The following is a 25,364-nucleotide window of genomic DNA, read 5'->3' as shown; positions in this document are numbered from 1 at the left end:
GACCAGGGTCGAGCAGTTTGAAGCCAGATATTCCAGGGTTGTCTACTATGCGGATTGAAATCTACTCGGCGCCGGCGCTGGACACGTGCCTGGAATCGCTGGAATGGAACGGCCATTTTGAAGGCTATCTCGATGCAACCATTCCCCAGTGGCGCGAGTACGAAGTGCAGCGCTTTGCCGCTTACGTTGGCGGCGTGCCTTTCCCGCGTGACGATTGGGCGAAGCCGTTGCCATCTGATGCCGTGCTGCGCATCAATATTGTCCCGATGGGCGGCATCTTCAAAGCGCTTGGATCCATCATCGGCAAGCTCTTTAGCTTCCTGGGCGGAAGGTCCAAGGCGGCTGGGTCTACGGAGACGCCGCAGGGCACCGAGCTCAAGGCGTCTCAAGGCAAGGCCAACACAGCGAAACTGGCGAGCGCCGTTCCGGAGCCAGCGGGGACGTACCGGCGTTTCGTGGACTACCTCACTCCACCGCGACGGTACTTCGTCAACAAGCGCGAGCAGTGGCTTGTGTTCCTGGCCAACATCGGCCCCGGCGAGTACCAGTTGGCGGACGGGGACGTCAAGGTTGGCTCTACGCCGTTCGGTCAACTGGGCGAGGATGCGTGGTACGGGGTGTTCCCTCCCAATGCGGACCTTTCGGCCATCGAAGCTGCGCAGATCTGGCACACGACATCAGAGGTTGGAGGCACGTCCTCGGGCACCGCGGGTCTTGAGATGACAACGGAACCAGCGAACAGAACCAATACGGACCCGGCGTATTACGTGCTAAACGGCGACACCGTTACGCGTCCCGAAGGCCTGTTCCCATCTGGATGGGGGCAAGGCACCACTGTGCGCCTAGCCTACCCGCGCCTGTACACCATCGTTGATGGCGACCCCGACCCGATTCTCGGGCCCGCGAGTGAGTTCACTGGCTATTTCGGGCATCTGGGCGGGGTTAGTGAGTCGATGCAGGTGCAAGTCGAAGACACCACTTGGAAGGTTGACGAGATTGTCAACGACGCGGGCGGCGGTATTTATACGTTGACTTTTGCAAGTCCGGTGGACGGCACGCACATTCGCGTCACACCGGGCACACGCGAATACACGTTTGGCGCCGATATCGTAAGGACGATCACGTCGACCGGTGACGACTCCATTGCCGTTTCTCCCGGCGGCTTCCAAGGGCCCGAGAACGTAGCCACCTCGGTGGTATTCGTGGGAGGCCCCGTGTATGGCGAATGGAGCAGCGAGTTTGTTGCCACGCCGCCCGGGCAGATCACGACGACGCTCGAAATGGACGTCTTTTTTCCGCAAGGGTTGTGCTACTTGTCTGACGACGGAGATGTCGAGCCCCGCTCCGTGAGTGTCGAGTACCAGTACAGAAACGTCGCAGGAGGCCCGCGCGTCACGATTTCTCGCACGTTCTCAGACGCTACGGTCGACCAAATCGGGTTCACGGAGCAGTTTGCGATAGCGCCGATGGCGCCGGCTGTACGCGTGCGGCGCGTGGGTGCGCAGTCAACCAGCACCCAAGTGCAGGACAAATGCCAGTGGTACGGCCTTAAAGCCCGTTTGCCTGACTTTTGGCGCTACCCCAGGTGGACAACCCTAGCCGTCGCGCTGCGCAGCGGGGGAAAGCTTGGCGCGCAGAGCGAGAACCAGATTAACGTGACGCCGACTCGTGTGCTTCCCACGCTGCTCCCTAATGGGACATGGACGGCACCGCAACCCACACGCGACATCAGCGCGTTCGCGCGATACATCCTCAATTCTTCGGGCGTGCCGGATAGCCAAATCGACATGGCCGAGATGGTGCGGCTGCATGCAATCTGGACCGCCCGCGGCGACACGCTGGACTACGTCTTTGACGCAACAACGGTGAAGGAGGCGCTGCAGGTTGCCTTCGGTGCCGGTATGGGCGAGTTCACGTGTGGGGACGGGCTTGTCCGACCCGTGCGCGAGGACGTTCAAACCACGTGGGAACAGTCCTACTCTCCCCAGAACATGACCGGGTCGCTACGACGCAATATCTCCAGCCACTCTGCCATTACGGACTACGACGGTGTGGACGTGGAGTACGTCGACGGTTCGACTTGGGCTAAGGAGACGGTGCAGTGCCGACTGCCGGGCGATTTGGGGGCCAAGGTTGAGAAAGTGACCCTTGACGGGGTGACGGATCGAACGCGTGCCTGGCGGATTGGTATGCGGCGGCGCCGGGCCCATTTCTATCGGCGTAAGGAGTACTCGTTCTCGACCGAACTGGACGCGCTAAACAGTAACTACCTCGACCGCGTCGCCTTGTTCGGTTCCGACCCGGGCTACGGTCAAAGCGCATTGCTGGTTGACATCAGGCCAGGCGTCGCCGGCATCGCGGTTCTCCGCAGCAGCGAGCCGCTGGTGTGGGAGGAGGGTGCCCAGCACATCGTCGCTTACCGACGACCGGACGGAAAGATGGTCGGACCGTTCAACGCGGCGCCGGGTTCGGACGAGTACGAAGTCCGCGCCGCGGTACCAGCGCCCTGGCCGGCGATCACTTTAAGCCAAGAGCTTCCGCACCTGTACTTCGGTACCGCGGACAACTTCACCTTTCCCGCCCTGATAACTGCGGTCAATCCGCGAGGAAGTTTCGAGGTCTCCGTGACAGCTGTGAATTACGACCCGCGCGTATACGCCTCAGACAACCAGCTTCCACCTGCGTAACCGATATTGCATCAACTAGGGCCCCTTCATGGGGCCCATTTTTTTGGGCCAACGAATGACGACCTATCGAACTGGCAATCCTCTGGGCAGCGTGTCCGTGAAGGATCTGTACGACAACGCGGAGAATTTCGACACAGCGATGAATGACCGCGCCGCCGAGTACTGGGAGGACCGGCTGGGGCACCTGCGCCTCTCCTGGCATGGAGCGGAAGAGGCGATCCAGCGTTTCCTGCTTAACTCCGGATATCAGGACCTGGGCGAATATGCAGTGGGCATGTTGATCTTGTCCCGAAATCAGATCTTTCGAAAAGACGGAGAACTGTGGCGTGCTGCGGCTGCGCTTGAGCTTCCCTACACGACTTCCGGAGAATGGGAAGACGAAGGCTCGTCGTTCGTGTCCGTGGGCGACGCTGCGCTGCGCCAAGAACTGGCTGCCGCCTCCGCTTCCGGAAGTGGTGCGGGGCTTGTCGGCTTTGTGCAAGACGGAGTGGGCGCCACCGCCCGGACCACGCTTGCCAAGCTACGCGACACTGTGAGCGTCAGAGACTTTGGCGCCGTGGGTGATGGCGTGGTTGACGATACGGCGGCGGTGCAACGGGCGCTCGATGCCGGCCATCCCGTTGTCCTGTTTCCCAAGGGCACATACCGCTGGGGCGGTAATGGCCCGACGGTCCGCTCCGGAACGAAAGTGATTGGCCATGGCGCGGTGATCGTTCAGCCCAACTACGATGCGGCGGCGACAATCTCTGTCGGAAACGAGAACTGCGGCCTACGGGTGGACGTGGGGAGTGACGGCATTGAAATCAGCGGCATCGAATTCCGGGGGCCGTTCTATGGGGCAGCGGTCCTGCCCGTATACCGATCTATCGGCGTAAGTATTTCGGGGCGCTACGATCAGTACTTCTACAACAACCCCAACTGGCCGAATAACCCCGCCGTCACGCCTTCTTCGACGTCGTCAAACATTAAAGTTCGGGATTGCGTGTTCGACGGCTGGGGGCAGTCCGGAGTCTTGGCAGATCAAATTGACCAGCTACAGGTTATCGGCTGCAAGATGCTGAACTGCGGCCGAGACGGATTGCGGATGTATGGGGTCCGAAATTTCCTGGCGTCGCAGAACTATATCGACAACATGGCCCCGGGCTTCCCCGCCGAGGGAGTCGACCCTAACAACAACGTCTATGGGATCACCGCCACGCGAATCTATCGAAGCGCAGCGCTGGACGGGTCGATAGATGTATACCGGACAACTGCGTACGGCCAGATTGCGCTGAACGTGGTGCGGAACTGTCGAACTTGGAAGGCGCTGGATACCCATGGCGGCACGGATATCCTCTTCGTTGATAACGTGATTCGCAACGCGCACATCGGGATTGGGATTGACAAAGGTGGTTTCACGGCGACGCAGGGCTTTGCTCCCCCTCGTCGCATCAAGTGCCGCGGCAACATCATCATTGCGGATGCTTCAAACGCGGCGGGTAACCGAAGCGGGATCTTTGCGGTAGCCAACGACGCCACGGATACCAACATCGGCCAAGATCTGGAGCTGAGCGGTAACTACATCACCGGATTCGGAGAGGACACGAGAGACGGAAACCTAGTAGTCAGCAACTACCGGCATGTTGTCCTTGACGGCAACACCATCATTGGGGGGCTGCGCAGTGGGATCAATCTGCAGGGAACGGTTGAGGACATATCCATCACCGGCGGCATGATCGCGGACATTGCGGTTTCCACGCTGGGTAACTGCGTTGCCATTCAGGCGCAGGCAGCTCCTCAACGGGGAGTTATTGATGGGGTGATGTTCCGAAAGACGGATGCCGCCGACAGCATGACGGCCATCTCAATGGCGAGCGCGACGGCCGGGTACGGGTTCAAGGTCGGCGCCAGTCTGCTGTTCTTTGGCAATGTCGTTCACTTCAACGCAGGCGGCGTGTTTGTTCGGCAGGACAGCCAGTTTGTTCTGAAGCCTCTGGCTTGGGGCAACGTCAACAATGGCGGATCGGCGGCACTCGTGTCAGGAAAGGGCATTGCATCGGTAACGAAGACGGGCACGGGTGTAGTTCGTGTCGTGCTGACGGCTGCGGCGAGCTCGACCAGCACTTTTATTCCGATGGCCGTCAGTAAGGGATCATCCGGACGACTCGTCTCGTGCGCGATTGTGGACGAGTCAACTGTCGACGTCACAAGCCGTGATCAGACGGGAGCGCCCGTCGACAGCGCGTTCTTCTTCAGCGTTCAGGGGTTCTGATGGCGTCGCTCTCCGCAACGCAATCGAGGCCACGCAGATCGTTGGGATGCGCGCTTTGCGGAGACGCGCGCTGATGCCATTAGGCCCACCTCGGTGGGCCATTTTCTTAGTTTGTCGGGGATGCGATGTTGTCGCTTCAAAGGGAAATCCATGGCTGACGAACATCTGTCGGACGCCTTTATCAAGTCGCTGCACGCGAGGGTCGTGCAGATGGAGCAGGACATGGCCCAAAACGCGGAAGCCACGGCCCGCAATACGTCGTCTATCGAGACCATTCGACAAAACACTCAGGACATCGTCGATACGTTCCAGGCGCTGTCAGGTGGGTTCAAGGTGCTGCAGGGACTGGGCAGGGTGGCAAAGCCGTTGGCCTACATCGTGGGCCTCGGAACGGCAATCATCACTGCCTATTCGGCATGGAGGGGTATCAAATGATTATGAGCAGCCTGAAACGCAAGCTGCTGGCGGCGGGCAGCGCCGGCGCTATCGCCATCGCGGGCGTGCTGGTCGCGCACTTCGAGCCGGGCAAGGTGCGAGGCAAGCCATACATCGATCCCGTCGGCGTGCTGACCGTATGCGACGGTCACACGGGGCCGGACATCGACCCAAAGCGGGTCTACACAGATGCGGAGTGCGACGCCTGGCGCGATGCTGACTTGGCGGAAGCAGACGCCGCGGTGCGCCGCCTGATCACGGTGCCGCTGAACGACTGGCAGCGCGCCGCGCTGATCGACTTCACCTACAACCTGGGCGCTGGCAATCTCGCCTCGTCGACGATGCGGCGCATGTTCAACGCACGCGACTATGTCGGTGGGTGCGCCGAACTTAACCGCTGGGTCAAAGGGCGCCAGCACGGTGTGCTAGTGACGTTGCCAGGCCTCGTTACGCGCAGGGAGGCCAATACATGGGTCTGCTTGCAGCAGTGACAGGCTGGAGGGTCTACGCCGCCGCGGCGCTGGCGAGCGCTTTGCTTGCTGGTGCCGCGGCCTGGGCAGCACAGGGATGGCGCGGTGAAGCCGCGCTGGCACGGGCAAACGCCAACTTCGCCAAGGAGCGGGAAGCCAACGCCCTGGCTATAGCTGCCGCTGTCGAAGCGGCTCGAGTCGAAGAAAGGCGGCGCACCGCTGCCGTGGAGAAAGCTCGTGATGATGCAAAGAAGCTGGCAGATGCTGCTCTCGCTGATGCTGCTCGCGCTCGTTCAGAGCGTAGCGGGCTGCTCGAGCGTGCCAACACGCTGGTTGCCGTCGCAGCAGGCCGCGATCCCGCCCTTACCATCGGAAGCTCGCCAGGAGCCGACTCCGTTGATCTGCTCGCCTACATGCTCGACCGGGTTAGCTTCCGAGCTGAAAAACTTGCGGGAATTGCAGACCGTGCCAGATTAGCGGGTATGACATGCGAATCGATCTATGACTCGCTGAACCCTAGATAGACGTTGCTCACTCGACGTCTGAAATTGCTTCCGGTGCCGGTACTCGTTCTCGCACCACTTTGCATAGGGATGCTATTGCATCTCGTACGTCCTTGTCGGTGGAAAATTCGCACAGAAATGAATTGACTCCGAAGCGCGCCAAAGCAGCGTCTATCGCCATCGCTTCGTAATGACTGAACAGCGCGGGCGCTGTACCGTCTGGCATCGTGGCAACAACGGCCTCCAATGCGCTTGCCACGGCGGCTTGTGGCTTCGAGTTTGAAATTCGAAGCTCTGCGATAGCAGCCTTGATGAGGTCGAAATCCACGTTAATGGTTTGGCCCATTCCTGGCTGCTTTCCTAAATTTGAAGTGGCTTGAACCGTTGGCTTGACCTAGCACTGTGGCATACCTACACTTCGTCACGATTCAGCAGTGAGTAAGTGCAAGGCTTCGACGTGGCCCCAATCGGCATCGCTGCTCAAAATTATAAAGGAACGGCGATGAAGGCGAAGTTGGTCATCTGGGACTTGGACGACACCTTGTGGAACGGCACGTTGGCTGAGGGCGACGAAGTCGAGGTGATCGACGAGCGGGTGGAACTCATCAAGGCTCTTAATGCTTGTGGAGTGGTCAATTCCATCTGCTCCAAGAACGACTTCGCGCGTGCGAAGGCGGTGCTCGAAAAGAAGGGGCTATGGGATCTTTTCGTGTTTCCGGAGATTGCGTTTGAACCGAAAGGTGCGCTGGTTCAGCGCATTATTAAGGACATGCAGCTCAGAGCCCCAGACGTAATTTTCATTGATGACAATCACTTGAACCTGCGCGAGGTTGAGCACGCGAACGAGTCAATCCGGGTTGTTGACGCGACGACAGCAGAGACTAACGAGCTGCTCAGGGCCGTCCTTCAGGCGTACGGCGGAAAGAAGAAGTCTCGAGTCGAGGAGTACCGAATACTGGAGCAGAAGCGAGGTGACGCTCAACGGCTCGCTCTGGGCTCCAATGAGGAGTTTCTTGCGACGTGCGAAATCAAAGTTTGCATCGTTGAACGTACGGACAATCTGCGATTTGCCAAGCGTATTGAGGAGCTCATCAACCGGACCAACCAGCTGAACTTCCTGAAGTCTCGGGTGCCTGACGGCTCAATGCCGGAGTACATCGCCCAAAGTACCCTGCATGACACCTTCAGTGTCTTCGTTTGGGACAAGTATGGCTACTACGGACTGGTAGGCTTCGCTGCGGTCGAGCGACGCAAGAAGCTCGCCCATTTCGCTTTCTCTTGCCGCGTCATGAACATGGGAATTGAAGCGGCCCTTGCTTCACATCTTCAACGGCACTTCAAAGACTTGGACCAAATGCCCGTCGCTAGCAGCCCGACGCCCTGGATCAAGTTTCTTACGGTGGATTCTGCAGAGTTCAAGGAAATTTCGGCTGGCCAAGATGAGACCGGCGAGGCATTGCCCGTCCGGATCATGGCGAACTGCCAGAGCGGCTCAATTGCGCATTACCTTGGTTTGCCGGGAGTCGATTGGGACAATTGGCCCCGAGTTTTCAGCATCGGCTCCCTATTTAACAAGGGGGTTCCAGACGATGGGTTTAAACAGCTGTCCATTTATGGGGCGTTTAACGATTACTCGTCGACGTACTGGAAGGTTGCCCCAACGGTGGCAGATTACACGCGTGCGGTTCAGTTGTTCGTCCGATCGATACCCGAAGGTGGAGCGGCGATTTCTCTACTGCCTCCGGAAAATTTCACTGCGGTGGATTCAGCTTTCTCACCGGAGATGTTCGCCGCATTCAACAAGATTTGGCGAGATGCCGCAGCAGCTAATGATCAGCTTGCCGTCCTAGATATCTACGAGATGGAACCCTTTGCCACTTTGATGAAAGATCCGCGGCATTATTCGCCTTCGCAATTGTTGTCGATCTCCCGGCGCCTCAAAGTGCTGGTCGATGAGTTTTTGAAAACGGGGCGTCTTCCCAAACCGGTTCAACGGTTCCGCAAGGGTAGTGAGGTGCGCGCTATTGAGCCGGCATTGTCACGGATTGCAGGCAACGCCTGGTGCGTGTTCGCCGAGCCGAATAGCCGGCTAACGGACGTGGAAGTCCAAGGGACTATCTACCTCGGATTTGCGTCTAGTGTGCTTTCCGGAGTGATCCGCTCCTATGTGGAGATTGGGCGCTACTGCACTATCGGGCGCCGCGTAACTCTCGGTTCGGACCCCTCCCACACTGGTGCATTTTCCGAATCGTCATTCTTCGACTTTGCCGTTCAACTGAACGTGGACGCTATGGCCAGCACGGCGCCCAAGCGTCGTGTCATTGTGGGGCATGATTGCAAGATCGGCGACGGCGCTGTGATCGCGGGCGGGGTCACCCTCGGCAACGGTTCTGTTGTGTTGCCCAATGCTTACGTTGGCCGTGACGTGCTGCCTTACGAGATTGTCTCCGGTAACGGAGTGTCTGAGGGCTTTAGGTTCGATCCGCAAACTATCGAAAGCTTGCTCAAGCTTTCTTGGTGGAGCAAGGATCCCAACGCTATACGCGCGCTCGCCGATCAGTCGGTTGCCGCTGCGTTTGAGGCCATTTCCAGCTACGAAGATATCTTGGAATTCCCAACCTCCTATCGGCAAATCAAGAAGGCGTAGTCTTCGTCAATGTGCTGGCTGACCGCACCCAGGGGCAAGTCTTCATCGCGTTTCGCTGTGGATCCGTTTCAGCCATCCACCCACTGCATCCACCACCCCTGGTAGTAGCGCCGGCCGTCGATCTCTTCGAAGCCGCAGACCATCATCCCTCGATCCGAACAGAAGGTGAGCAGCTCGGGCTCAAGCAGGTCGGGTATCGGTCCTTTCGCCGTTGCGCCGAACTTGGCTAGGCCATCCATCGTCATGATGCGCACCTGGCGCCGCATGTCCTCGCGCGTGATCGAGTACATCCGCACCGTGCCGGTCGCGGCTGGAGCGGGGTCATTGTCCCGGCGCTTCTGGCCGAGGTAATGGGTGCGGACGACGGAGCAAAGCATGATCTGCTGCGATAAGGCTGTATGAATATACAGTATATGGCAGCAGAAACGGGGTCAGGTCATTGGTGTGGCGAGCAGCTTCTCGGAGGGGAAGGGTACGAGGAAGTCGCGGCTTTGATCGGCGCTGGCGGTTAGCCAATCACCGTAGGCGCCCTCGGGAAGGATCACCACCATTCGTTTTTCTTTGTTGGGTTGGTGGTAGTCGCGGAACAGCGGATCCTGGTCGGCGTTGATGGTGAGCATGGTGTAGCTCTCCTGCCATTGACCGGCCGCGTCGCGGTAGCGATCCCACAGTCCGGCCACACCCAGCGGCGCGCCATCGGCCCGGGTGAAGCGCGTGGCCACTGCTTTGCCGGATCGCCAGTCGGGTTCGAAGATGGCATCGGCAGGGATGATGCAATGCTGCGCCCGGCGCCAGGCATTGCGGAAGGTGAAGGCGTTGGCGACTCGGTCGTCGCGCGCGTTGAAGGTCGACAGCTTCTCAGCGCCAGCCAGCGCATCGGGCCGTGTCGAACCGGAGATCAGGCCCCACCGCCCCGTAACGGCTTCGATGCCGGGCACGGCCTCGTCGCCGGCGTCATGTTCCGGCGGGCGGCGGACGAACACGCCCTGGTAACGCGGCCACATGTCGTACTTGCCGAGTATGCCCGGCCGGGTAACGCCAAACTTCTTCAGAAGCAGCTCGGCGTCCTTCAGGGTTTGGTAGTGGCTGCACATGTGATTGTTTCCCTATTACTCGCTGCGGGACGCGGCATTTAACGAGGCGCCACTCACAGAAGCGAGATGGCCAATCCGCACACACCTGCAATCCCAAAAATTGCGGATGACCATCCTGTCCGCTCTGCGATATCGAACCAGTCCGTAGGTTTGAATTTCCCTTCGTACTCTTTCAAGAACACTTCGACATCGCTCCACCTCTCCGAAGAAGCGGCCCGGCGCCGCTGCGATTCTGCATGGTCAAATGCAAGCGCATATCCGCGCATGTTTGTCCAGAACGTCATGAGAGCGAGTACCAAGCCTGCGGCAAAGAGCGGGAGAGCTAACTTCGTGGTGAATTGGGTACCGTAGTCTGCGTGTGTAAGCAGGGCCGCCGCTCCAGCAATGCCAGCGACATTGAAGACGGCCAGATGCTTCACAGTTTCCAGGTTCCAGTCGCTCGTGAGATCTGCGAGAAGCACAGAATTTCTGGCCCATTCTGTTGAATAGTGGTTGCAGACCGAAACGAACGATTGAAGCGTGGAGCGCAAATGCATCCTCACTCGGTGTTCGACTGGAGTGTTCACAAACCAGTCTCGAGCGAACTGCTCGAAGTCGCGGTGGGCGAGCTCGCGCTCATGTTTCCAAATTCTCGCAACCCCGATGGCGTCTTCGACGCTAGCTATGGGGTGGTGATCGTCAGGTGCCATTGATTAGCGTCTCTCGTGCAGATGTGATCGGGTCCCGCCTAGGTGGATGAATTAGGACATTTCTTGCGTCTAATACTCGCAGAATCGACTAGGAAACATGCGGGCTTACGGGGTGCTACGCGGGCACAGAATATTAGACGTGTAGCGCAATTACCTGTGGAAAGTCAAAGCGTTAGGTGAACTATCGCGCATGATGTTGCATCATGGGAGTATGGCCCGTGTGGGCGTCGGCGGCGGTGTTTTGCAGTGCGGAATTCATGCCCGTGATTGTATCGGGGCGGGGAAGGGGTTGCTGAGCTGGGGCGGGACGACTTGGCGGCGGGTTGCGATTTTTCGGATGGGCGGGCGGTTCGTGTGCACGGTGACTGGAACAGAAATCCCTCGATTTTTGACTCCGTCGAACTCCATCGGGCAATGAAGGGCCAGATTGAGATCGAGCGTACGTTCACAACCATGCCGGGCGATCTAGCCGATACGCTTGCAGAAACGATCACCTTCGCGGATGCGTTTGCGCTGTTCGGGTACGATTGCTCGCTAACCAAGCGAGGCAACAGCATTAACCAGCAGAAGGGAATCAGCATGCTGCGCGATTTGGGTTGGTCCTTCTACAGCATCCTTGCGCTGATTTGCGGTATTGCTACTGCCTGGTTGCACTGGTGGGTGGTGATGCACGAGGGACTCTGGCCGTACATCATCTTCGAATTGATCCCCGGGCTTCCCGGCGTGGCTTCCGGCGTCTATGCCATACACCGAGATGGCAGCAAGGTAGCGTGGGCTGGTGTGCTGCTGTCGTTGTCGCCGCTGGCGACTTGGCTCAGCATCTGACAAGCGACTTGTTAAACATTTCCGTCCAGTGTCAGACATCTTCAAGCGTTAGACGAGCCAGCGGCCGCGCCGTGATCTGCAGCGCCCCTTACCGATGGCAAGCCCCGCCGATCCGCATGCCGACTAATACAATTGGCGCGTTATCCAGACGGTCTGCCCATCCGTGACCACAAGCGAAAAGTTGAAGACCTGGGCCAAACGAATCAAGCGTGACGGCGTCACGCTATGGTTTGCCGGCAAGGACCCGCGAACGCCCTGGTACGCGAAGGCGCTCGGCGTGCTGGTCGTGGCATACGCCTTGAGCCCGATCGACCTGATTCCGGATTTCATCCCGGTGCTGGGATACGTCGACGACGTCCTGCTGCTCCCCGTCCTGATCTGGCTGATTATCAAACTCCTTCCTTCGGATGTCATCTCGGATTGCCGCCAGCACGCTGATGAATGGATGCGAGAAAAGGGTGCAAAGCCCCGGAGCGTCCTCGGCGCGATATTGATTGTTGCGGCCTGGGCAGCCTTTGCCGCGGCGGCATGGCTGTGGTGGTCCGCCAGAGACTAGCCGCCGGCGTCACGATCCCGCCAACTTGCAGCCTTATTGCCCCGCCGGGCACAATCCCCCCTCGTGGCGCACGTGGACGCCGCAGGAGTTTCACCCCCATGCCCGACATTGCCGTTCCCGCCGTCCTGGACGCCACCGAGTGCGTTTCCATTTCCAGTGGCGACCACCAAGCCGAATTCGCACCGGGCGGGGGCGGGCGGCTGACGCGTCTCTCCACCGGCGCTCACGACTGGATCGTGCCCCTGACCTCCACAGAATGGCCCGCCGGCAAATGGCCTCGCGCCGGATCCTATCCGCTCGCGCCATATTCCAACCGCATCCGCGACGGCGTCTTCACCTTCAACGGCGCCCGATATGCGCTGCAGTCCGTGCCGAACCGCCCGCAGGCGATTCATGGAGCCGGGTTGTTCCAGTCCTGGCAGGTCCGCAATCTGACACCCGACAGCGTCGACCTCGTGCTCGACCAACCAGCCGGCGTACTGGGCTGGTCCTGGCCGTTCGAGTGCGTGCAGCGCTGGCGCCTGGACAGCCGCGGGCTTAGCCTGAAGCTGTCCATCACCAACCAAGGCGACACCCCGATGCCATGTGGTATGGGCATCCATCCGTATTTCACGGCCCAGCGCGTGTCGCTGCACGCCAGACGCATCTGGCCGTCGGATGAGAATGGTCTCCCCACGGGAAGCAAAACGACGACGGTGCGTGAATTGCGCCAGTCCGCCGAGGGCTGCGACACGTACCTGTCGCAATGGCAGGGCCGGGCGACGCTGCACTGGCCCGACGGTCACGAACTGGCGCTGCATGCCGACCCCGCATTCGCGCATCTGGTGGTGTACACGGCCCCGGGCGCGGATTTTCTTTGTGTGGAACCGGTCACCAACGTGGCCGACGCGTTCAACCTCGCTGCGGCTGGCGAGACCCGCACCGGCATGCAGGTGCTGGAACCCGGCGAGCGTTTTGCCGCCACGCTGCTGCTAGGCCTTGCGCCGGCTCGCAAAAAGTGACTGGCAGCTTGGTAACCGCCGCACCCTGCGGCGATAATCCGCACAAACCAAGAATCAGGAGTCGTACGTGAAAAAGCTCAGCACCGAACAATTGCAGGCCGCTGTCGAGACGCTGCGCCGGACGCAGGCCAAGCTGGCTCGTGCGGGCAACCTGCCGCTGGAGCCGACCATCTATGCCAGCGCCAAGGGCTTTCGCCGCAACGTGCCCGATTACGTGTGGTCCTGGCTGTCCGGCCTGTTGGCTCCGCACAAGAGCCTGTCCGCCTGGATGGATGCGCACCAGACGGGTTGGCGCGAAGGCAAGACGCCGGCGGCCGCCGTCTATGCCCGCACGGAAAACGGCTGGTTCCAGTGGCTGATTGCCGAGCTGGAAGCCGAAATCAACGATCCGCACGCACGCGCCAAGCGCGAAGGCCGGGCCTGACAGGCCTGGTCGCGCCCCGCGCGCCGCGCTGGCGCATGCGACCCGCTCGGGATCGCCGCGTTTCTAGAACCCCTCCAGCACGATCTTGCCGCGCGCCTTGCCGCTTTCGATGAAGGCATGCGCGCGCCGCAGGTTTTCGGCGTTGATCTTGCCGTAGTGCTCGCCCAGCGTCGTGCGCAGGGTGCCGTTGTCGATGAGGCGGGCGGCCTGGTTCAGCAGCTCGTGCTGGGCGATGAGGTCGGGCGTGTTGTGCAGCGGCCGCGCAAACATGAATTCCCAATGCAGCGACGCCGATTTGCCCTTGAGCAGCCGGACGTCCACGGCGGCCGGGTCGTCGATCAGCGCGATCTTGCCCTGCGGCGCAATTGCCTCGGCCATCTGCGCAAAGTGCTTGTCCGTGTGCGTCAGGCCGGCGATATAGCTGACGTTTTCAAAGCCGATGCGCTTGAGCTCCTCGGTCAGCGGCCGCGTGTGATCGATGACGTGATGCGCGCCCAGTTCGCGCACCCAAGCCTGGGTTTCGGGACGCGAGGCCGTGCCGATCACCGTCAGGCCGGTGAGCTGACGCGCCAACTGCACGAGGATCGAGCCAACTCCACCGGCCGCGCCAATGACGAGCAGGCTGCGCTGGCTGGGCGCGGCGTTGTCCAGCACGCGCAGGCGGTCGAACAGCAATTCCCATGCGGTGATGGTGGTCAGGGGCAGGGCGGCGGCCTGTGCAAAGTCCAGGCTCTTGGGCATGTGGCCGACGATGCGCTCGTCCACGATGTGGCGTTCGCTGTTGGCGCCCGGTCGGGTCAACGCGCCGGCATACCAGACGCGGTCGCCGGGCTTGAAGAGGCTGGTCCGGGCGCCGACCGCCCGCACCACGCCCGCGGCGTCCCAGCCGATGATTTCGGGCTTTCCTTCCTGCGGCTTGCGGTTGGCGCGGATCTTCACGTCGACCGGGTTGACTGAGATGGCGTGCACGTCCACCAGCAGGTCATAGTCGCCCGGCACGGGTTCGGGGGCGGTGATGTCCTGCAACGCGTCGGCGTGGTCGGCGGGCAGGTTCTTGAAGTAGGCAATGGCTTTCATGATGGGGTTCTGGTGATTCAAGGGATCAGATGATGGAGCGGACCACGCCGCCGTCCACGCGCAGGGCCGCGCCGTTGGTGGCTGACGCCTGCGTCGAGCAGGTGTAGACGACCATGTTCGCCACTTCTTCCACCGTGGCAAGGCGGCGCAGCAGCGAGGTCGGGCGATGCTGGGCGATGAAATCCTGCTCCATCTGTTCCTGCGAAACGCCTTGCTCCTTGGCCATTTCCGCAAAGAAGTCGGAGACGCCTTCGGAACGCGTCGGGCCCGGCAGCACGGCGTTGACGGTGACATTGGTGCCCGCAGTCAGTTCGGCCAGGCCGCGCGACACGGCCAGCTGGGCCGTCTTGCTTACGCCGTAATGGATCATCTCGGCGGGAATCTGCACGGCGGATTCGCTGGAGATGAAGACGATTCGGCCCCAGTTGGCCGCCAGCATCCGCGGCAGGTAATAGCGCGACAGGCGGATGCCGCTCATGACGTTGGTGTCCATCATGGTCTGCCAGTCGTCGTCGGTGATTTCGGTGAAGGACTTGGGCGTGAACGTGCCGGCGTTGTTGACCAGGATGTCGACGTCGGGATGCGCGGCGCTGACCGACGCCGCGCCGTCCGCAGTGGCCAGGTCCGCCTGCACGGTGGTGACCTGTGCGCCTTCCACCTGCTGTGAAATGGTCTGCGCGGCCTGCGCCAGCTTGCTTGCATTGCGACCATGCAGGACGACTTGCGCGCCGGCCTGCGCCAATCCGGTGGCGATGGCCAGGCCGATGCCACCGGACGATCCGGTGACCAATGCCTTCTTGCCCTTCAGTTCGATGTTCATGCGGTGACTCCTTGCGTGTCGGGGAATGAGTGCATGATTACCCACACCGCAGCCACGAAAAACCGGCTAGCATCGCAGGCAGTTTCAATAATTTTTTGAAAATGAGGCCGGAATTGGTCCGATTCGAGGATTTGAGGATCTTTGTCGCCGCGACGGATCTGGGCAGCTTTTCCGCCGCCGCGCGCGAGCTCGACCTGACGCCGGCGGTGGCCAGTGCCGCGCTCAAGCGGCTGGAACAGGAACTTGAAACGCGGCTCTTTGTGCGGTCCACGCGCAGCCTGCGGCTGACCAGCGACGGCGAGCGCTATCTGGAATATGCCCGGTCGGCGATCTCCACGCTCGAGGCTGGCAAGAACGCCATGGCGCGCGACAAGACGGACATCGCCGGCACCTTGTCGGTGTCGATCCCTTCCGACCTGGGCCGCCACGTGCTGCTGCCGTGGCTGGACGAGTTTCAGCGTCAGCATCCCCGCGTCAATTTCCAGTTGCGCATCAGCGACCGGCTGGCGGACCTGTACCGGCAGCCGGTCGACATCGCCGTGCGTTACGGCACCCCGAACGACTCAAGCCTTGTTGCGCTGCCGCTTGCCGAACACAACCGGCGCGTGGTGTGCGCCGCGCCCGCCTATCTGTCGCGACATGGCGTGCCGCAAACGCCGGCGGATCTGCGGCGGCACAACTGCTTGTCGTTCGTGCTCGGCGAAACCCTGCATGACCGCTGGACATTCGAGCATGACGGCACCAGCCTCACCATTCCGGTCAAGGGCGATCGCGTCGGCGATGACGGCGACCTGGTGCGGCGCTGGGCGCTGGCCGGGCACGGTGTGGCGTACAAATCACGCTACGACGTGCTGACGGATCTGCGTGCGGGCCGGCTTGTCGAGCTGCTGACCGGCTACGTCAGCGAATCGTCACCGCTGTACCTGCTGTGCGTGCACCGCATGCTCCTATCCCCCGCAGTGCGGCGGCTGCGGGAGTTTTTGCAGGAGCGTTTCAAGGCGTTCGAGGCCGGTTAGCGGCGCGTTGATTGGGGGGTCGCGGCAGGGATACGGCGCAGCCGTTCGCCAAATCAATGCGCCGCGTGATGCCCGCCCGCTGCCTGCTTGTTCGCCGCACGCGTGCGCGCCGCCTTCTTGGCAGCGGCCGAGCGGCCAGCCGCACCCTTGGTCGCCGCGGCCTTGCGAGCCGCAGCCGAGCGGTCCGCAGCCGTGCGCTTGCTCGCCGTCTTGGTCGCGTTGCGTGACAGCGCCGACTTCGATGCGGGCTTGGTGCTTTCCTTCTTCAGGGCCTTGGTCGCCGCCTTGGAGCGCGTACTCGACTTGGCATGGCCGTCGTGTGCCGCGCGCGTGTCCTGCTCGGCCTTGCGTTTGGTTTCGGCGCTGGCCTTCTTGGGCGTGCCAAGCTTCACACCGGCGCGGCGCGCCTTGGACAGTCCGATCGCGATGGCCTGCTTGCTGGACCGCACGCCATGCTTGCCCTCGCGCACGTTGTCGATTTCCTCGCGCACGAATTCGCCGGCCTGCGTCGACGCGGACTTTCCCTCCCGCTTGTCGCGCTTGGCGCGGTCGATGGTCTTTCGTTCAGGCATGGTGATCTCCTTTGCTTCGCGTTGCAAAAGCGATTCCGTCGCCGGTCGAGACCGCGCGACGGAACTCGTAACACCACTCTATCGCTGCGCAGGTATCCTGTGTGTTCGAATGGATTGCCGGTCGTAAGCGCCGGAACACGGCCAAGCACCGACGATTCACGACTCACCTCACAGCGGAGACGAGCTATGTCGAATCATGTCTATAAGCAGATCGAGTTGGTGGGCTCTTCCACCAAATCCTCCGACGATGCGATCGCGAAAGCCATTGAGCGCGCGTCCGAAACCTTGCGCAACCTGGATTGGTTTGAAGTGACAGAAGTGCGCGGTCACATCAAGGACGGCAAGGTGGCGCACTGGCAGGTGGGATTGAAGATTGGCATGCGCCTCGAAGGCGATTCCTGATCCCGGTGCTGGTCATTCCTTGACCGCACCTCGCAAGTGACTGTCGCATAACGGGTTTCTGTACTTGTTGTGCGACTGTTCAGAGGCTTGTCCACATTCCATGGGGACAAGCCTGTCTGCTTTTTGCAAGAGGCCTGTCATTCACGATGCGGCCCGCATCTCGGTTGCCTAGTGAGCGTTTCTTGCCCGCGGCCTGCAAGTCCCTGACCTGCAAGGCTTTTTGCAGACTCCCCCTAGGCTGTCCTCAGGCTTATCCACATTTGGCGGGGACAACACAGGCCCAAAAAAACTGCGTTTGGGCGTTTCGTGACCACGCCCCGCAGGGCGTTGATATGCAACAGGATTTTCAACCTGTGCGCATGCTGTCCTCATGCTTTTCCACAGAAGGCGGGGACAAATCCACATTGAAGTGCGCAACACCTGGCTTTCTTGGACGCTAGCGCCAAAAGCCGGGGATAACTCCATCAGAAATCGTCCATAAGGATGATTGCGCATTTATTGACCGCGCCCTGCAAGTGCTTGGCGCGTCAGGGAATTTTGCATCTGCCCCAAGGCTGTCCTCACCTTTCTCCACAGTTGAAGGGGATAAGTGCGGCCGACTGGAAGAACCTCCGGAGGCTCGGTCCGGAACTATCAAGGGCGGTGTGGTGCAACGCCGGTTCTAGCTCGCTTGGGGTTGACGAAATGTCGTCACGGCTTGCAGGCCGGCGAGCTTGTGAACATTCAGGCTGCTTGCCGCGAAAAATAGTTTTTGTCTGATATCCGATGTTGGGTAGGTATGGGGTAATGCAAGCGCACTCCATGCGCGTCCATCGCGACTTCCCATTTGCGGTGGACGCGTTCCTATTGGCGGCCTGGATCCTCCCCGAAGGTGGAGATAGGTCTGCACGCAAAGGAAACCACCTATGTCCAAGACAACGGCCGGCGGAGCAACGTCGGCGCCGGCCTGCTGCCCGCGCATTCCCATTCTCCCTATTCGATATGCGGTCGTCCCGAATGCGGATGGATCTGCCTTGTATCGGTACGCCAAGTCCGGCTTCAATCTGGAAGCGGACTTCCAGCGTCTGCGGCTTTCGTCCTATACCTTGCGCGCGCTTCGTCCGGGATACGTCTACGTGTTCATGAAGGGTCCCAAGGGCGAAAAGCTCGTTATCCATGAGTACGACGGTGAGGGACATTATCAGGAACTGACGTACACAGGTCTGGAGGACTACGACAAGCCGAACAGGTACAGGACGGGAGCGCGCATGGGCTGGGTGTGGGCAGACACCAGCCCGGACACCGCCAAAGAGGTGTGGATCGGCTACAGCACACATCTTTGGACGAATGCCATGACGGCCAGGATTGCCAAAGATGCTGAAGCGCGCCAGCTTCACATGCGACCCTTGGACATGGTCGAACTGACCTCCGGCGTCAAATCACCGTCTGGTCAAGCCCACATACTGCCGGCCGATTCTTTGACGGATTGGGTGGAAGACTTCAAGCCCCTTGGGCAGCGCATGCCGCTTGAATGGAGTTGCCACGCCAGCGAGGATGACCTGTCGGTCGCGACCTTTGTCGCTCAGGGCAACCATTACCGCTTCACGCGACCGCGCGTCCCTGCGGTGGTCGCGCTCAATGACGCCGAGGGGATCAGCCTTGATTTGGGTTTGATCGCCGCTGCGTATCAGCATCAGATCACGGATCTGAAACGCAGGCCTGGCCAGCGGGCAGAAGGCGCCAGTCAGCATCACCTGCCCGACTGTCTCAGCTTGGACGTCGAACAAATCCACCTGGCCAGTTCAGAGTTTCATCACAAGAATCTGACCGTCTTGCTGCTGACTCGTACCTTGAAGTCAATGTTTCCAACTAACCACGGCGATCCGGAGAGTATCGCGTCAAGGCGAGGCGAGTGGCATCGGAATCAGCCGACGAATCGGTCGATACCATCGAAGGAGCAGCTGGAATATGAAGTTTTGACCGACGAAAGAATGTCTTCGTCTGGGGCGCGCCTGGCTAAAAGAATAGATACAGAGCGGTATTTCGAGTTTTTAAGGCAACGCAAAGAAGCAGATGCGCAACTGCGTGTGATGGTGCATGACTTGGAACAGGCGAGTTCAGATCATGACTGCTGGATATCCACTGCGGAATCGAAGCATAAGGTCGACCCGAAGAGTTTGGCTGCAGCGTTCCAAGCATTTGACAGGAATAATCGCCAGTCTGCGGCAGCATTGGAGTTGTCTATCGCGTTGATGCTGCAGAGCATGACGCAATCGCTCGCCATTAAAGAGGATGGAGACTCTCGATATGAACGGCTCGAGAAGTGGTGTGATGATCCTGAAAGTGCCGTTTATGTTTCATTGGCCGCATTTAATCCGTTTAAAGATAAAGCGGATGCAGTGGGATCCATACTCGGTGCCGCGGATTCCATCATCTCCGAGCTCGGCCTCAAATTTCCAGCCATCGACGGCGTCACCGATTTGACATCCCAAACCGTTACCACCGTAGTACTAAAGCGGCTCAAGGGGAAAACTCGCTGGGACGCAAGCCGCAATCTGCGCCAACAAGTTCTCGCGGCTGCCCGTGAGGCAAATTTGGAGAAAGCGCTGGGGTTGATGGCGGGACGTTATATCACTCTGGATGAGCTCATCAAGAAACATGAGATTTCCAAGGAGTTGCAGGAAATGGTGGATAAAGGTATGGCCGAGGTGGAGCTGGCAAGCAGTACTGTCAAAGTTAAAGGAAATAGAACGGTACTGCTCGAGAAAACCCAGACCGCCACGGTCAAACCTAAGATCAAGTCCTTGAGCGCTACGGCGATCGGAACTGGTTTTAACTTTGGAATGGTCTACTTCAATATTATTAATCTGGGGTATGCGCTTAAGACGCTAGAGAAAAAATACACGCACGAAGCGGCTACTAATCTCGCCTCGGCGCTTGTGGGAGTTATAGCTTCCATGGGCGCCGCAGCGCTGAGTACGCGAACCGCTTACTCAGCGGTAATGGCGAAGTTCGGATACAAACTTCCTGGCCTTGCCTTTTCCGTTGCAATAAAGAAAGTTGTCCTGTCCAAGCTCTATGGAAGACTTACGGGTGGTTTTGCCATTTTGCTCGGATTATTGGCAGACGCCCAAAAAGGCTATCGCCTAGGCCGAGGTGGGAACGACGAGGCGAAAAAATATACTTACGCTGGAGCAGTGTTTTTAGCGGCCGGGGTGGGAATGGCTACGTATCCCGGTGCAATTGCGGCAGGTCTTTCTGCCGTCGCAGGAGCGTCGGCAGGGGTGCCGGTTGCGGGTTGGATTGCGGCGGTAGTCGCTTTGACGGGCGCGGCCATTATGGCGGTTGGGGGTTGGTTTCAAGCTCGGGCTGCTGCAGAAGCGCATTCCCCGATCGAACTTTGGGCCGCTCGGTGCAGGTTCGGAACGCTTAAGAATGACGGCGAGCAGCGCGACGATATAGTCCTTGATGAAGATCGCAAGCTCCCCACATACCCCGACTCGGAGTCCGAAATAAAAGGGTGGTATCAAGCCTTTTTTGCGCCAATATTACTCGACTCAGATCAAGTCGAATCCTTAGAGATGAAAGATATAGGAAGCGGGTGGCACGACAATTGGTTGTCTAAAGATAAGATTGAATTCGTTGTTCTCCTACCCGGCTTCATTCTGGGACAGAGCACGTGGGATGGCGGGGTTTGGAGTATTGATCGGCGCGTGCGGTTTGGAAAAACGGCAAGTCTCGAACTGCCCACGGTCACGATATTCGGAGACGACCCAACGTGTACTGTCACTTCCTCCGGTTTGGTGTTGCATTACCAAATACAAAATGTGGATTATGCCAGTGTGCTAATGAAGGCTGAATTCACGCCTAATCAAGGGTTGGATGAGGACGTCGTTGTCAAAGCCAATTTTCTGTTCAAAGATTGAGCGCCATATGCTATCCGATTGGAATTGGTCAAGCAAAGATAGTGCCGGGGTGCTGCCAGCGATTCGCGACCAGCTTGTAAAGATTGATGGCACCTGTTTGCAAATTCGAAATTCAGATGTTTCGGACTCTGCATTCATGGGGAGAATGCATGCTTTTACATTGGTTGGTGGGGCGGCTGCTGCGGCGTGGTTTTTTCTCGCCGAAATTTGTGATGGCGTTGAATTCGATTACGCGTTATTGATTTCAGTAGTTGTCATGCTGATATTTGTATCTATGATGCTGGCATTGAGAATATGGTTAATAAAAAGCCGATCTAATTATGTGTTCGATAGGTCCACCAGGAAGGTTTATTACGAAGAGCGCGGTCGTGTGGTTTTTGGTGACTGGGATTCTGCAGTTGGAGGTCATCAGTCAAAACTGGAATTCACCGGTAGGGCAGTAGTGGTGACTCATTCGCTCGTTCTGAAAATGGCCGCTGAAACAGTCAAGCGCGGTGAGACCGTTTCGGAGCCGTCGCGACTGATCTTTTCGGTCGAAAGCAATGAGCCGACCGAGCCACACGCTTTATATGTGGCCCAAATATGGGAGTTCATTCGGCGGTTCATGGATGAAGGGCCGGACAGGCTTCCTGAACATGCGGAATCGAATTGGTGGCACACACCGCATCATCGTATTTGCTTGACACCAGCCGAAGCATTGCGCCATTACGTCCCTTGGCGCACGGGGGAACCTAATGAGATGCAAGGAAAGAAGAATTGGCTGTTGCCGCTGTGGCTAGTGTTGTTCCCCTTCAACATGTTATCTGCGCTTAGTTGGTGCTTGGTATGTGGACTGTTGAAAGTCCGCAGCCTACCACCGCCTGTTCAAGGTTTAGGACATGACCATTCGGCTTCGAGTCGTCGACGATGAGCGCAGTGCGAATCGTTTCAAAATAATCGGTCGAGTCCGCTGAACATGGGCAATGGGTGTTTGGGGCTTAGATCGAACGCGTTTTTCAGGATTATTCTTAATGCCACACGGGTCGGAAGATCAAAAGGCGATCAATCGTTTATACAAAATTGCACTATTAGCACATAAATTGAGGATTGCCAGTGGCGATAGACTGGATTTGGTTAGTTAAGGACAGCGCCGGTGTGCCCCCAGCAATTGGAGACCAACTGGTGAGTGTGGACCGGGGCTTTTTGCGGATACGAAACCCATGGATCGCAGATTCCGCGATGATGGGAAAACTGCACGCGTCGGCCGTTATTGGGGGTGGGCTAGCAGCGGCATGCTATTTCATGGCGGCAGCTCTTGGATATGCCTGGTTTAGTTACGGTCTTCTGATTACGGTGGCCTCTGTCTGGGTATTTATGGTTCTGGTGCTGGTGATGAGGGTTCGGATGATTAAAAATCTATCCGACTTCGTATTTGACCGATTTAGTGGAAAGGTCTACTACAGACAACGCGGGCAGGTGATCTCTGGCGACTGGAGGTCAGCGACCGCCGGTCATCAGTCGGAGGTGGAATTTACCCGTAGGGCTGTAGTTGTAGTCCATTCTTTGATAATCAGAATGCAGGCTGAATTAACCAGTATTGGCAGTGCTAAAACCAAGCCGGTTTCACTGTTTGTTTCGATCGAAAGCAACGCGCCGACCGAGCCGTTCGAAATATATGTGGCGCAAATATGGGAGTTCGTCCGAACTTTTATGGATAAAGGTCCAGATGAACTGCCTGAACCTGGCGAATCTAGCTGGTGGAACAGTCCGAACGTTCGCATCTGCCTGACTCCCGCCGAAGCGTTACGCCATTACTTGCCTTGGCGAACTGGGGAACCCAATGAGACGCAAGGAAAGAGCAATTGGCTCTTACCGCTGTGGTTCGTGTTTTTTCCGTACAACATGTTTTGCGCACTTTGTTGGTATTCGGCGTGCCGAATGTTGAAGGTCCAAGGTCTGCCGCCGCCTGTTCCAGGTAGGGGACGTGACGAGGCCATGGCGAGTCGTCAACGATGAGCGCGCTCAAGTGCCAGATACCTAGATAAAAAAAAACCCCTCGACGAATCGAGGGGCTTGATCGCCCGGAGGTAGGTCGGGCGATCGGCGCCGGCACGCTGCGCGTGGCCGGCGTCGGCGGCAGATCAGGTGTTGAATTTCTTGACCCAGTCGACGTAGCGGTCCACCCAGCCCTGCAGGAATTTGCGGGTGCCTTCGTTGGTGATGATGAACTGGTCGTCGACCAGGCCTTCGGAATACTGCAGGAAGACTTCCGGCGTGGTGAGGGCGTTGGCGCCTTCGGCGGCCAGGATGTTGCGCAGGTGTTGCTGCATCATGGCGGTGCCAGCGGCGCTGGGCGATGCGCCCACGATGCCGACGGCTTTGCCGGGCCACGAGTTCTGGCCCCACGGGCGCGAGCCCCAGTCGATGCCGTTCTTGATGGCGGCCGGGACCGAGCGGTTGTGCTCGGGCGAGACGAAGAGGATGCCTTGCGCGTCGGCGATCTGTTGCTTGAGCTTGGCGGCGGGCGCGGGCAGGTTGTTTTCGTTGTCCTGGTTGTAGAGCGGGATGTCGCCCAGGCTCACATACTCGAACTTGAAGTCGGCCGGAACCAGCTTTTCCAGCGCACGCGCCAGGCGCAGATTGATCGAGGCGGCACGAAGGCTTCCGACAAAGACTGCAATCTTGTATGTGCTCATGAGCGTGTGCTCCAACGAGGAAAAAGGAACAGCCAGTGTAGACCTGCACGGGGCCAGGCTCAATGCCGATTGCGCATATTCATATGGCGTCGTCGGTCGCGAGTCATGCCAAGGCAGATGGCCGCGTCAGGTCATCAAACTGACATGCGCCGCCACCACGCGCCAGCCTTGCGGCGTGCGCATCCAGGTCTGGCTTTGGCGTCCGATGCGCGTGCTGCCTTCGCGCTGGAATTCCAGGTTCGCGGTGGCGAAGTCCTGGCCATAGGTGGTGATGGCGGTGCGCAGGACCTCTCTTGCAAGGCCTTGCGGGGAACGCCGTGCGCGGAAGGCGCGGATCTCGTCGTAACCGTAGAGGTTTTCGCCGGCGCCGTAACGCAGGGTGTGAGGGCTGTTCCAGAACAGGGTGTCGAGCACTTGCACGTCGTTGGAAACCAGTGCGGCTTCGTAGCGTTCAACGGCGGTCGTGACTTCGGCCAAGACGTCGGGTAGGTTGATGTCCATTGCTGCTTATCTCCGATATGCACCGAACTGGTGCGTCGAGTAGGGGTTATCACCAATATGGGGTGTGTTGCGGTGCGCAATTACTTGGGCCGTCTGGCTTAATGACACCGCCAAGGGGCAAATGCTGCGCCGCAAGGCTGGCACACGGATTGCTAGGGTTAACGTGCATAACACGCTGCACGCTGCCCAGGAGTTCCGCCATGTCTCATTCTGCCGTTTCCAGTCCGGTCACCATGCTGGTGACGCGCCACATCGCGCCCGAGCGCTATAGCGATTTCCTGTCCTGGATGCGTCAGGGCGAAATCCTGGCGGCGGGTTTTCCAGGGTTCCTTGGATCTGGCGTGCTGCAGCCGCCGGAAGGCGGCGATGAGTATCAGATCGTGCTGCGCTTCACCGACGAGGCCAGCCTGAACCGATGGGAAAAGTCCTTGCCACGCCGCATGTGGCTGGAGCGCGGCGCGACGCTGGTGCGCGCGAGTCATGAGCATCGGGTGAGCGGCACGGCTGGGTGGTTTGCGCCGAAGGCCAGCACGCCGCCGCGCTGGAAGCAGGCGGTCAGCATATGGCTGGCCTACTTTCCGGTGCTGCTGGTGTTCTCGGTGTTGGTGAGCGAGCACTTGAGCATCCTGCCGGTGTTCTGGCGTGTGTTGATCACGAGCGTGATATTGACGCCCATCATGGTGTTTGTCTGCATTCCCGTCATCACGCGCGTGCTGCACCGCTGGTTGCGCGCCAGCTGAACCGGGCCGGCGTGGCGGCCGCCCGAGGAGCGGCCCGAAAGCCCGAAAACGCGAAAGCCCAAAAGCCCAAAAGC

The 25,364-nt window shown here is 59.2% G+C and carries 25 protein-coding genes; 16 read left to right on the top strand and 9 right to left on the bottom strand.

Going from position 1 to position 25,364, the window contains the following annotated elements; genetic code table 11:
* Positions 1–47: 47 nt before the first annotated feature.
* The 5 genes from B2W22_RS02995 to B2W22_RS02975 all read left to right on the top strand — a co-directional run bounded on the left by B2W22_RS02995 (position 48) and on the right by B2W22_RS02975 (position 6,367).
* Positions 48–2,687, top strand: coding sequence for a host specificity factor TipJ family phage tail protein (locus B2W22_RS02995; protein ID WP_286936127.1), 2,640 nt, complete (start codon positions 48–50; stop codon positions 2,685–2,687).
* A gap of 55 nt (positions 2,688–2,742) precedes the next feature.
* Positions 2,743–4,938 carry a right-handed parallel beta-helix repeat-containing protein gene (locus B2W22_RS02990; RefSeq protein WP_286936126.1) on the top strand — a complete coding sequence of 732 codons (2,196 nt, stop codon included), beginning with the start codon at positions 2,743–2,745 and terminating at the stop codon, positions 4,936–4,938.
* Positions 4,939–5,088: 150 nt separating this feature from the next.
* Positions 5,089–5,373: a hypothetical protein gene (locus B2W22_RS02985; protein ID WP_286936125.1), complete on the top strand. Its 285-nt coding sequence runs from the start codon at positions 5,089–5,091 to the stop codon at positions 5,371–5,373.
* A 2-nt stretch (positions 5,374–5,375) separates the two neighbouring features.
* Positions 5,376–5,864, top strand: a complete 489-nt coding sequence (locus B2W22_RS02980) for a lysozyme (RefSeq protein WP_286936124.1) — start codon at positions 5,376–5,378, stop codon at positions 5,862–5,864.
* Positions 5,843–6,367: a DUF2514 family protein gene (locus tag B2W22_RS02975; protein ID WP_286936123.1), complete on the top strand. Its 525-nt coding sequence runs from the start codon at positions 5,843–5,845 to the stop codon at positions 6,365–6,367. Before B2W22_RS02980 ends, B2W22_RS02975 begins: the two co-directional genes overlap by 22 nt.
* A 7-nt stretch (positions 6,368–6,374) precedes the next feature.
* On the opposite strand, the gene B2W22_RS02970 is transcribed toward B2W22_RS02975, so the two are convergent.
* The gene (locus B2W22_RS02970; protein ID WP_286936122.1) at positions 6,375–6,692 is read right to left on the bottom strand and encodes a hypothetical protein; all 318 of its coding nucleotides are present in this window, start codon (positions 6,690–6,692) and stop codon (positions 6,375–6,377) included.
* Between the two features lie 1,125 nt (positions 6,693–7,817).
* Between B2W22_RS02970 and B2W22_RS28495 the strand changes: the two genes are divergently transcribed.
* Positions 7,818–8,993, top strand: a complete 1,176-nt coding sequence (locus B2W22_RS28495; RefSeq protein WP_414631934.1) for a hypothetical protein — start codon at positions 7,818–7,820, stop codon at positions 8,991–8,993.
* Between the two features lie 68 nt (positions 8,994–9,061).
* On the opposite strand, the gene B2W22_RS02960 is transcribed toward B2W22_RS28495, so the two are convergent.
* The 3 genes from B2W22_RS02960 to B2W22_RS02950 are packed head-to-tail and all read right to left on the bottom strand — an operon-like array spanning position 9,062 to position 10,776.
* The gene (locus tag B2W22_RS02960) at positions 9,062–9,370 is read right to left on the bottom strand and encodes a hypothetical protein (RefSeq protein WP_286936120.1); all 309 of its coding nucleotides are present in this window, start codon (positions 9,368–9,370) and stop codon (positions 9,062–9,064) included.
* A 54-nt stretch (positions 9,371–9,424) separates the two neighbouring features.
* Positions 9,425–10,087: an SOS response-associated peptidase gene (locus tag B2W22_RS02955; RefSeq protein ID WP_286936119.1), complete on the bottom strand. Its 663-nt coding sequence runs from the start codon at positions 10,085–10,087 to the stop codon at positions 9,425–9,427.
* Positions 10,088–10,140: 53 nt separating this feature from the next.
* Positions 10,141–10,776 carry a hypothetical protein gene (locus tag B2W22_RS02950; RefSeq protein WP_286936118.1) on the bottom strand — a complete coding sequence of 212 codons (636 nt, stop codon included), beginning with the start codon at positions 10,774–10,776 and terminating at the stop codon, positions 10,141–10,143.
* Positions 10,777–11,190: 414 nt separating this feature from the next.
* On the opposite strand from B2W22_RS02950, the gene B2W22_RS02945 reads away from it, so the two are divergent.
* From B2W22_RS02945 to B2W22_RS02930, 4 genes are all read left to right on the top strand, one after another.
* Entirely contained in the window at positions 11,191–11,601 is a 411-nt protein-coding gene (locus B2W22_RS02945; protein WP_286936117.1) for a hypothetical protein, read from the top strand.
* Between the two features lie 163 nt (positions 11,602–11,764).
* Positions 11,765–12,157 carry a YkvA family protein gene (locus B2W22_RS02940; RefSeq protein ID WP_286936116.1) on the top strand — a complete coding sequence of 131 codons (393 nt, stop codon included), beginning with the start codon at positions 11,765–11,767 and terminating at the stop codon, positions 12,155–12,157.
* Positions 12,158–12,255: 98 nt separating this feature from the next.
* A complete protein-coding gene (locus B2W22_RS02935) occupies positions 12,256–13,158 on the top strand; it encodes an aldose 1-epimerase (protein WP_286936115.1) in 903 nt (300 codons plus the stop codon).
* Between the two features lie 67 nt (positions 13,159–13,225).
* The gene (locus B2W22_RS02930; RefSeq protein WP_175124275.1) at positions 13,226–13,582 is read left to right on the top strand and encodes a hypothetical protein; all 357 of its coding nucleotides are present in this window, start codon (positions 13,226–13,228) and stop codon (positions 13,580–13,582) included.
* A gap of 63 nt (positions 13,583–13,645) precedes the next feature.
* On the opposite strand, the gene B2W22_RS02925 is transcribed toward B2W22_RS02930, so the two are convergent.
* Both B2W22_RS02925 and B2W22_RS02920 read right to left on the bottom strand, forming a co-directional pair.
* Positions 13,646–14,659: a zinc-binding alcohol dehydrogenase family protein gene (locus B2W22_RS02925; protein WP_286936114.1), complete on the bottom strand. Its 1,014-nt coding sequence runs from the start codon at positions 14,657–14,659 to the stop codon at positions 13,646–13,648.
* 25 nt (positions 14,660–14,684) lie between these two features.
* Entirely contained in the window at positions 14,685–15,479 is a 795-nt protein-coding gene (locus tag B2W22_RS02920) for an SDR family NAD(P)-dependent oxidoreductase (protein WP_286936113.1), read from the bottom strand.
* A 113-nt stretch (positions 15,480–15,592) separates the two neighbouring features.
* Between B2W22_RS02920 and B2W22_RS02915 the strand changes: the two genes are divergently transcribed.
* A complete protein-coding gene (locus tag B2W22_RS02915; protein ID WP_175124272.1) occupies positions 15,593–16,495 on the top strand; it encodes a LysR family transcriptional regulator in 903 nt (300 codons plus the stop codon).
* A 53-nt stretch (positions 16,496–16,548) separates the two neighbouring features.
* On the opposite strand, the gene B2W22_RS02910 is transcribed toward B2W22_RS02915, so the two are convergent.
* Positions 16,549–17,067 carry a DUF6496 domain-containing protein gene (locus B2W22_RS02910; RefSeq protein WP_175124271.1) on the bottom strand — a complete coding sequence of 173 codons (519 nt, stop codon included), beginning with the start codon at positions 17,065–17,067 and terminating at the stop codon, positions 16,549–16,551.
* A 186-nt stretch (positions 17,068–17,253) separates the two neighbouring features.
* Between B2W22_RS02910 and B2W22_RS02905 the strand changes: the two genes are divergently transcribed.
* The 4 genes from B2W22_RS02905 to B2W22_RS02890 all read left to right on the top strand — a co-directional run bounded on the left by B2W22_RS02905 (position 17,254) and on the right by B2W22_RS02890 (position 23,369).
* Positions 17,254–17,469, top strand: a complete 216-nt coding sequence (locus tag B2W22_RS02905; protein ID WP_056563617.1) for a dodecin — start codon at positions 17,254–17,256, stop codon at positions 17,467–17,469.
* Positions 17,470–18,374: 905 nt separating this feature from the next.
* Complete coding sequence (locus B2W22_RS02900; RefSeq protein WP_286936112.1) at positions 18,375–21,374, top strand: T6SS effector BTH_I2691 family protein; 3,000 nt, start codon at positions 18,375–18,377, stop codon at positions 21,372–21,374.
* A gap of 7 nt (positions 21,375–21,381) precedes the next feature.
* On the top strand, positions 21,382–22,284 hold the full coding sequence (locus B2W22_RS02895) for a DUF6708 domain-containing protein (RefSeq protein WP_175124269.1): 903 nt from the start codon (positions 21,382–21,384) through the stop codon (positions 22,282–22,284).
* Positions 22,285–22,466: 182 nt separating this feature from the next.
* Positions 22,467–23,369, top strand: a complete 903-nt coding sequence (locus tag B2W22_RS02890) for a hypothetical protein (RefSeq protein ID WP_286936111.1) — start codon at positions 22,467–22,469, stop codon at positions 23,367–23,369.
* A gap of 125 nt (positions 23,370–23,494) precedes the next feature.
* Here the strand turns inward: B2W22_RS02890 and B2W22_RS02885 are convergent, their stop codons facing one another.
* Together B2W22_RS02885 and hpxZ are read right to left on the bottom strand one after the other, a co-directional pair.
* Entirely contained in the window at positions 23,495–24,049 is a 555-nt protein-coding gene (locus tag B2W22_RS02885) for an NADPH-dependent FMN reductase (protein WP_175124267.1), read from the bottom strand.
* Between the two features lie 126 nt (positions 24,050–24,175).
* Entirely contained in the window at positions 24,176–24,550 is a 375-nt protein-coding gene (hpxZ, locus tag B2W22_RS02880) for an oxalurate catabolism protein HpxZ (RefSeq protein WP_175124266.1), read from the bottom strand.
* A gap of 200 nt (positions 24,551–24,750) precedes the next feature.
* Here hpxZ and B2W22_RS02875 point away from each other — a divergent pair, with 200 nt between their 5' ends.
* Positions 24,751–25,290 carry an antibiotic biosynthesis monooxygenase gene (locus tag B2W22_RS02875; protein ID WP_175124265.1) on the top strand — a complete coding sequence of 180 codons (540 nt, stop codon included), beginning with the start codon at positions 24,751–24,753 and terminating at the stop codon, positions 25,288–25,290.
* The last annotated feature ends 74 nt before the right edge of the window (positions 25,291–25,364 follow it).

It is taken from the genome of Achromobacter sp. UBA4530 (assembly GCF_002388205.1).
GTDB classification, from domain to species: domain Bacteria; phylum Pseudomonadota; class Gammaproteobacteria; order Burkholderiales; family Burkholderiaceae_B; genus Achromobacter; species Achromobacter animicus.
Note: the sequence above shows the minus strand (reverse complement) of the source record. Positions and strands in the feature narration are given on the sequence as shown.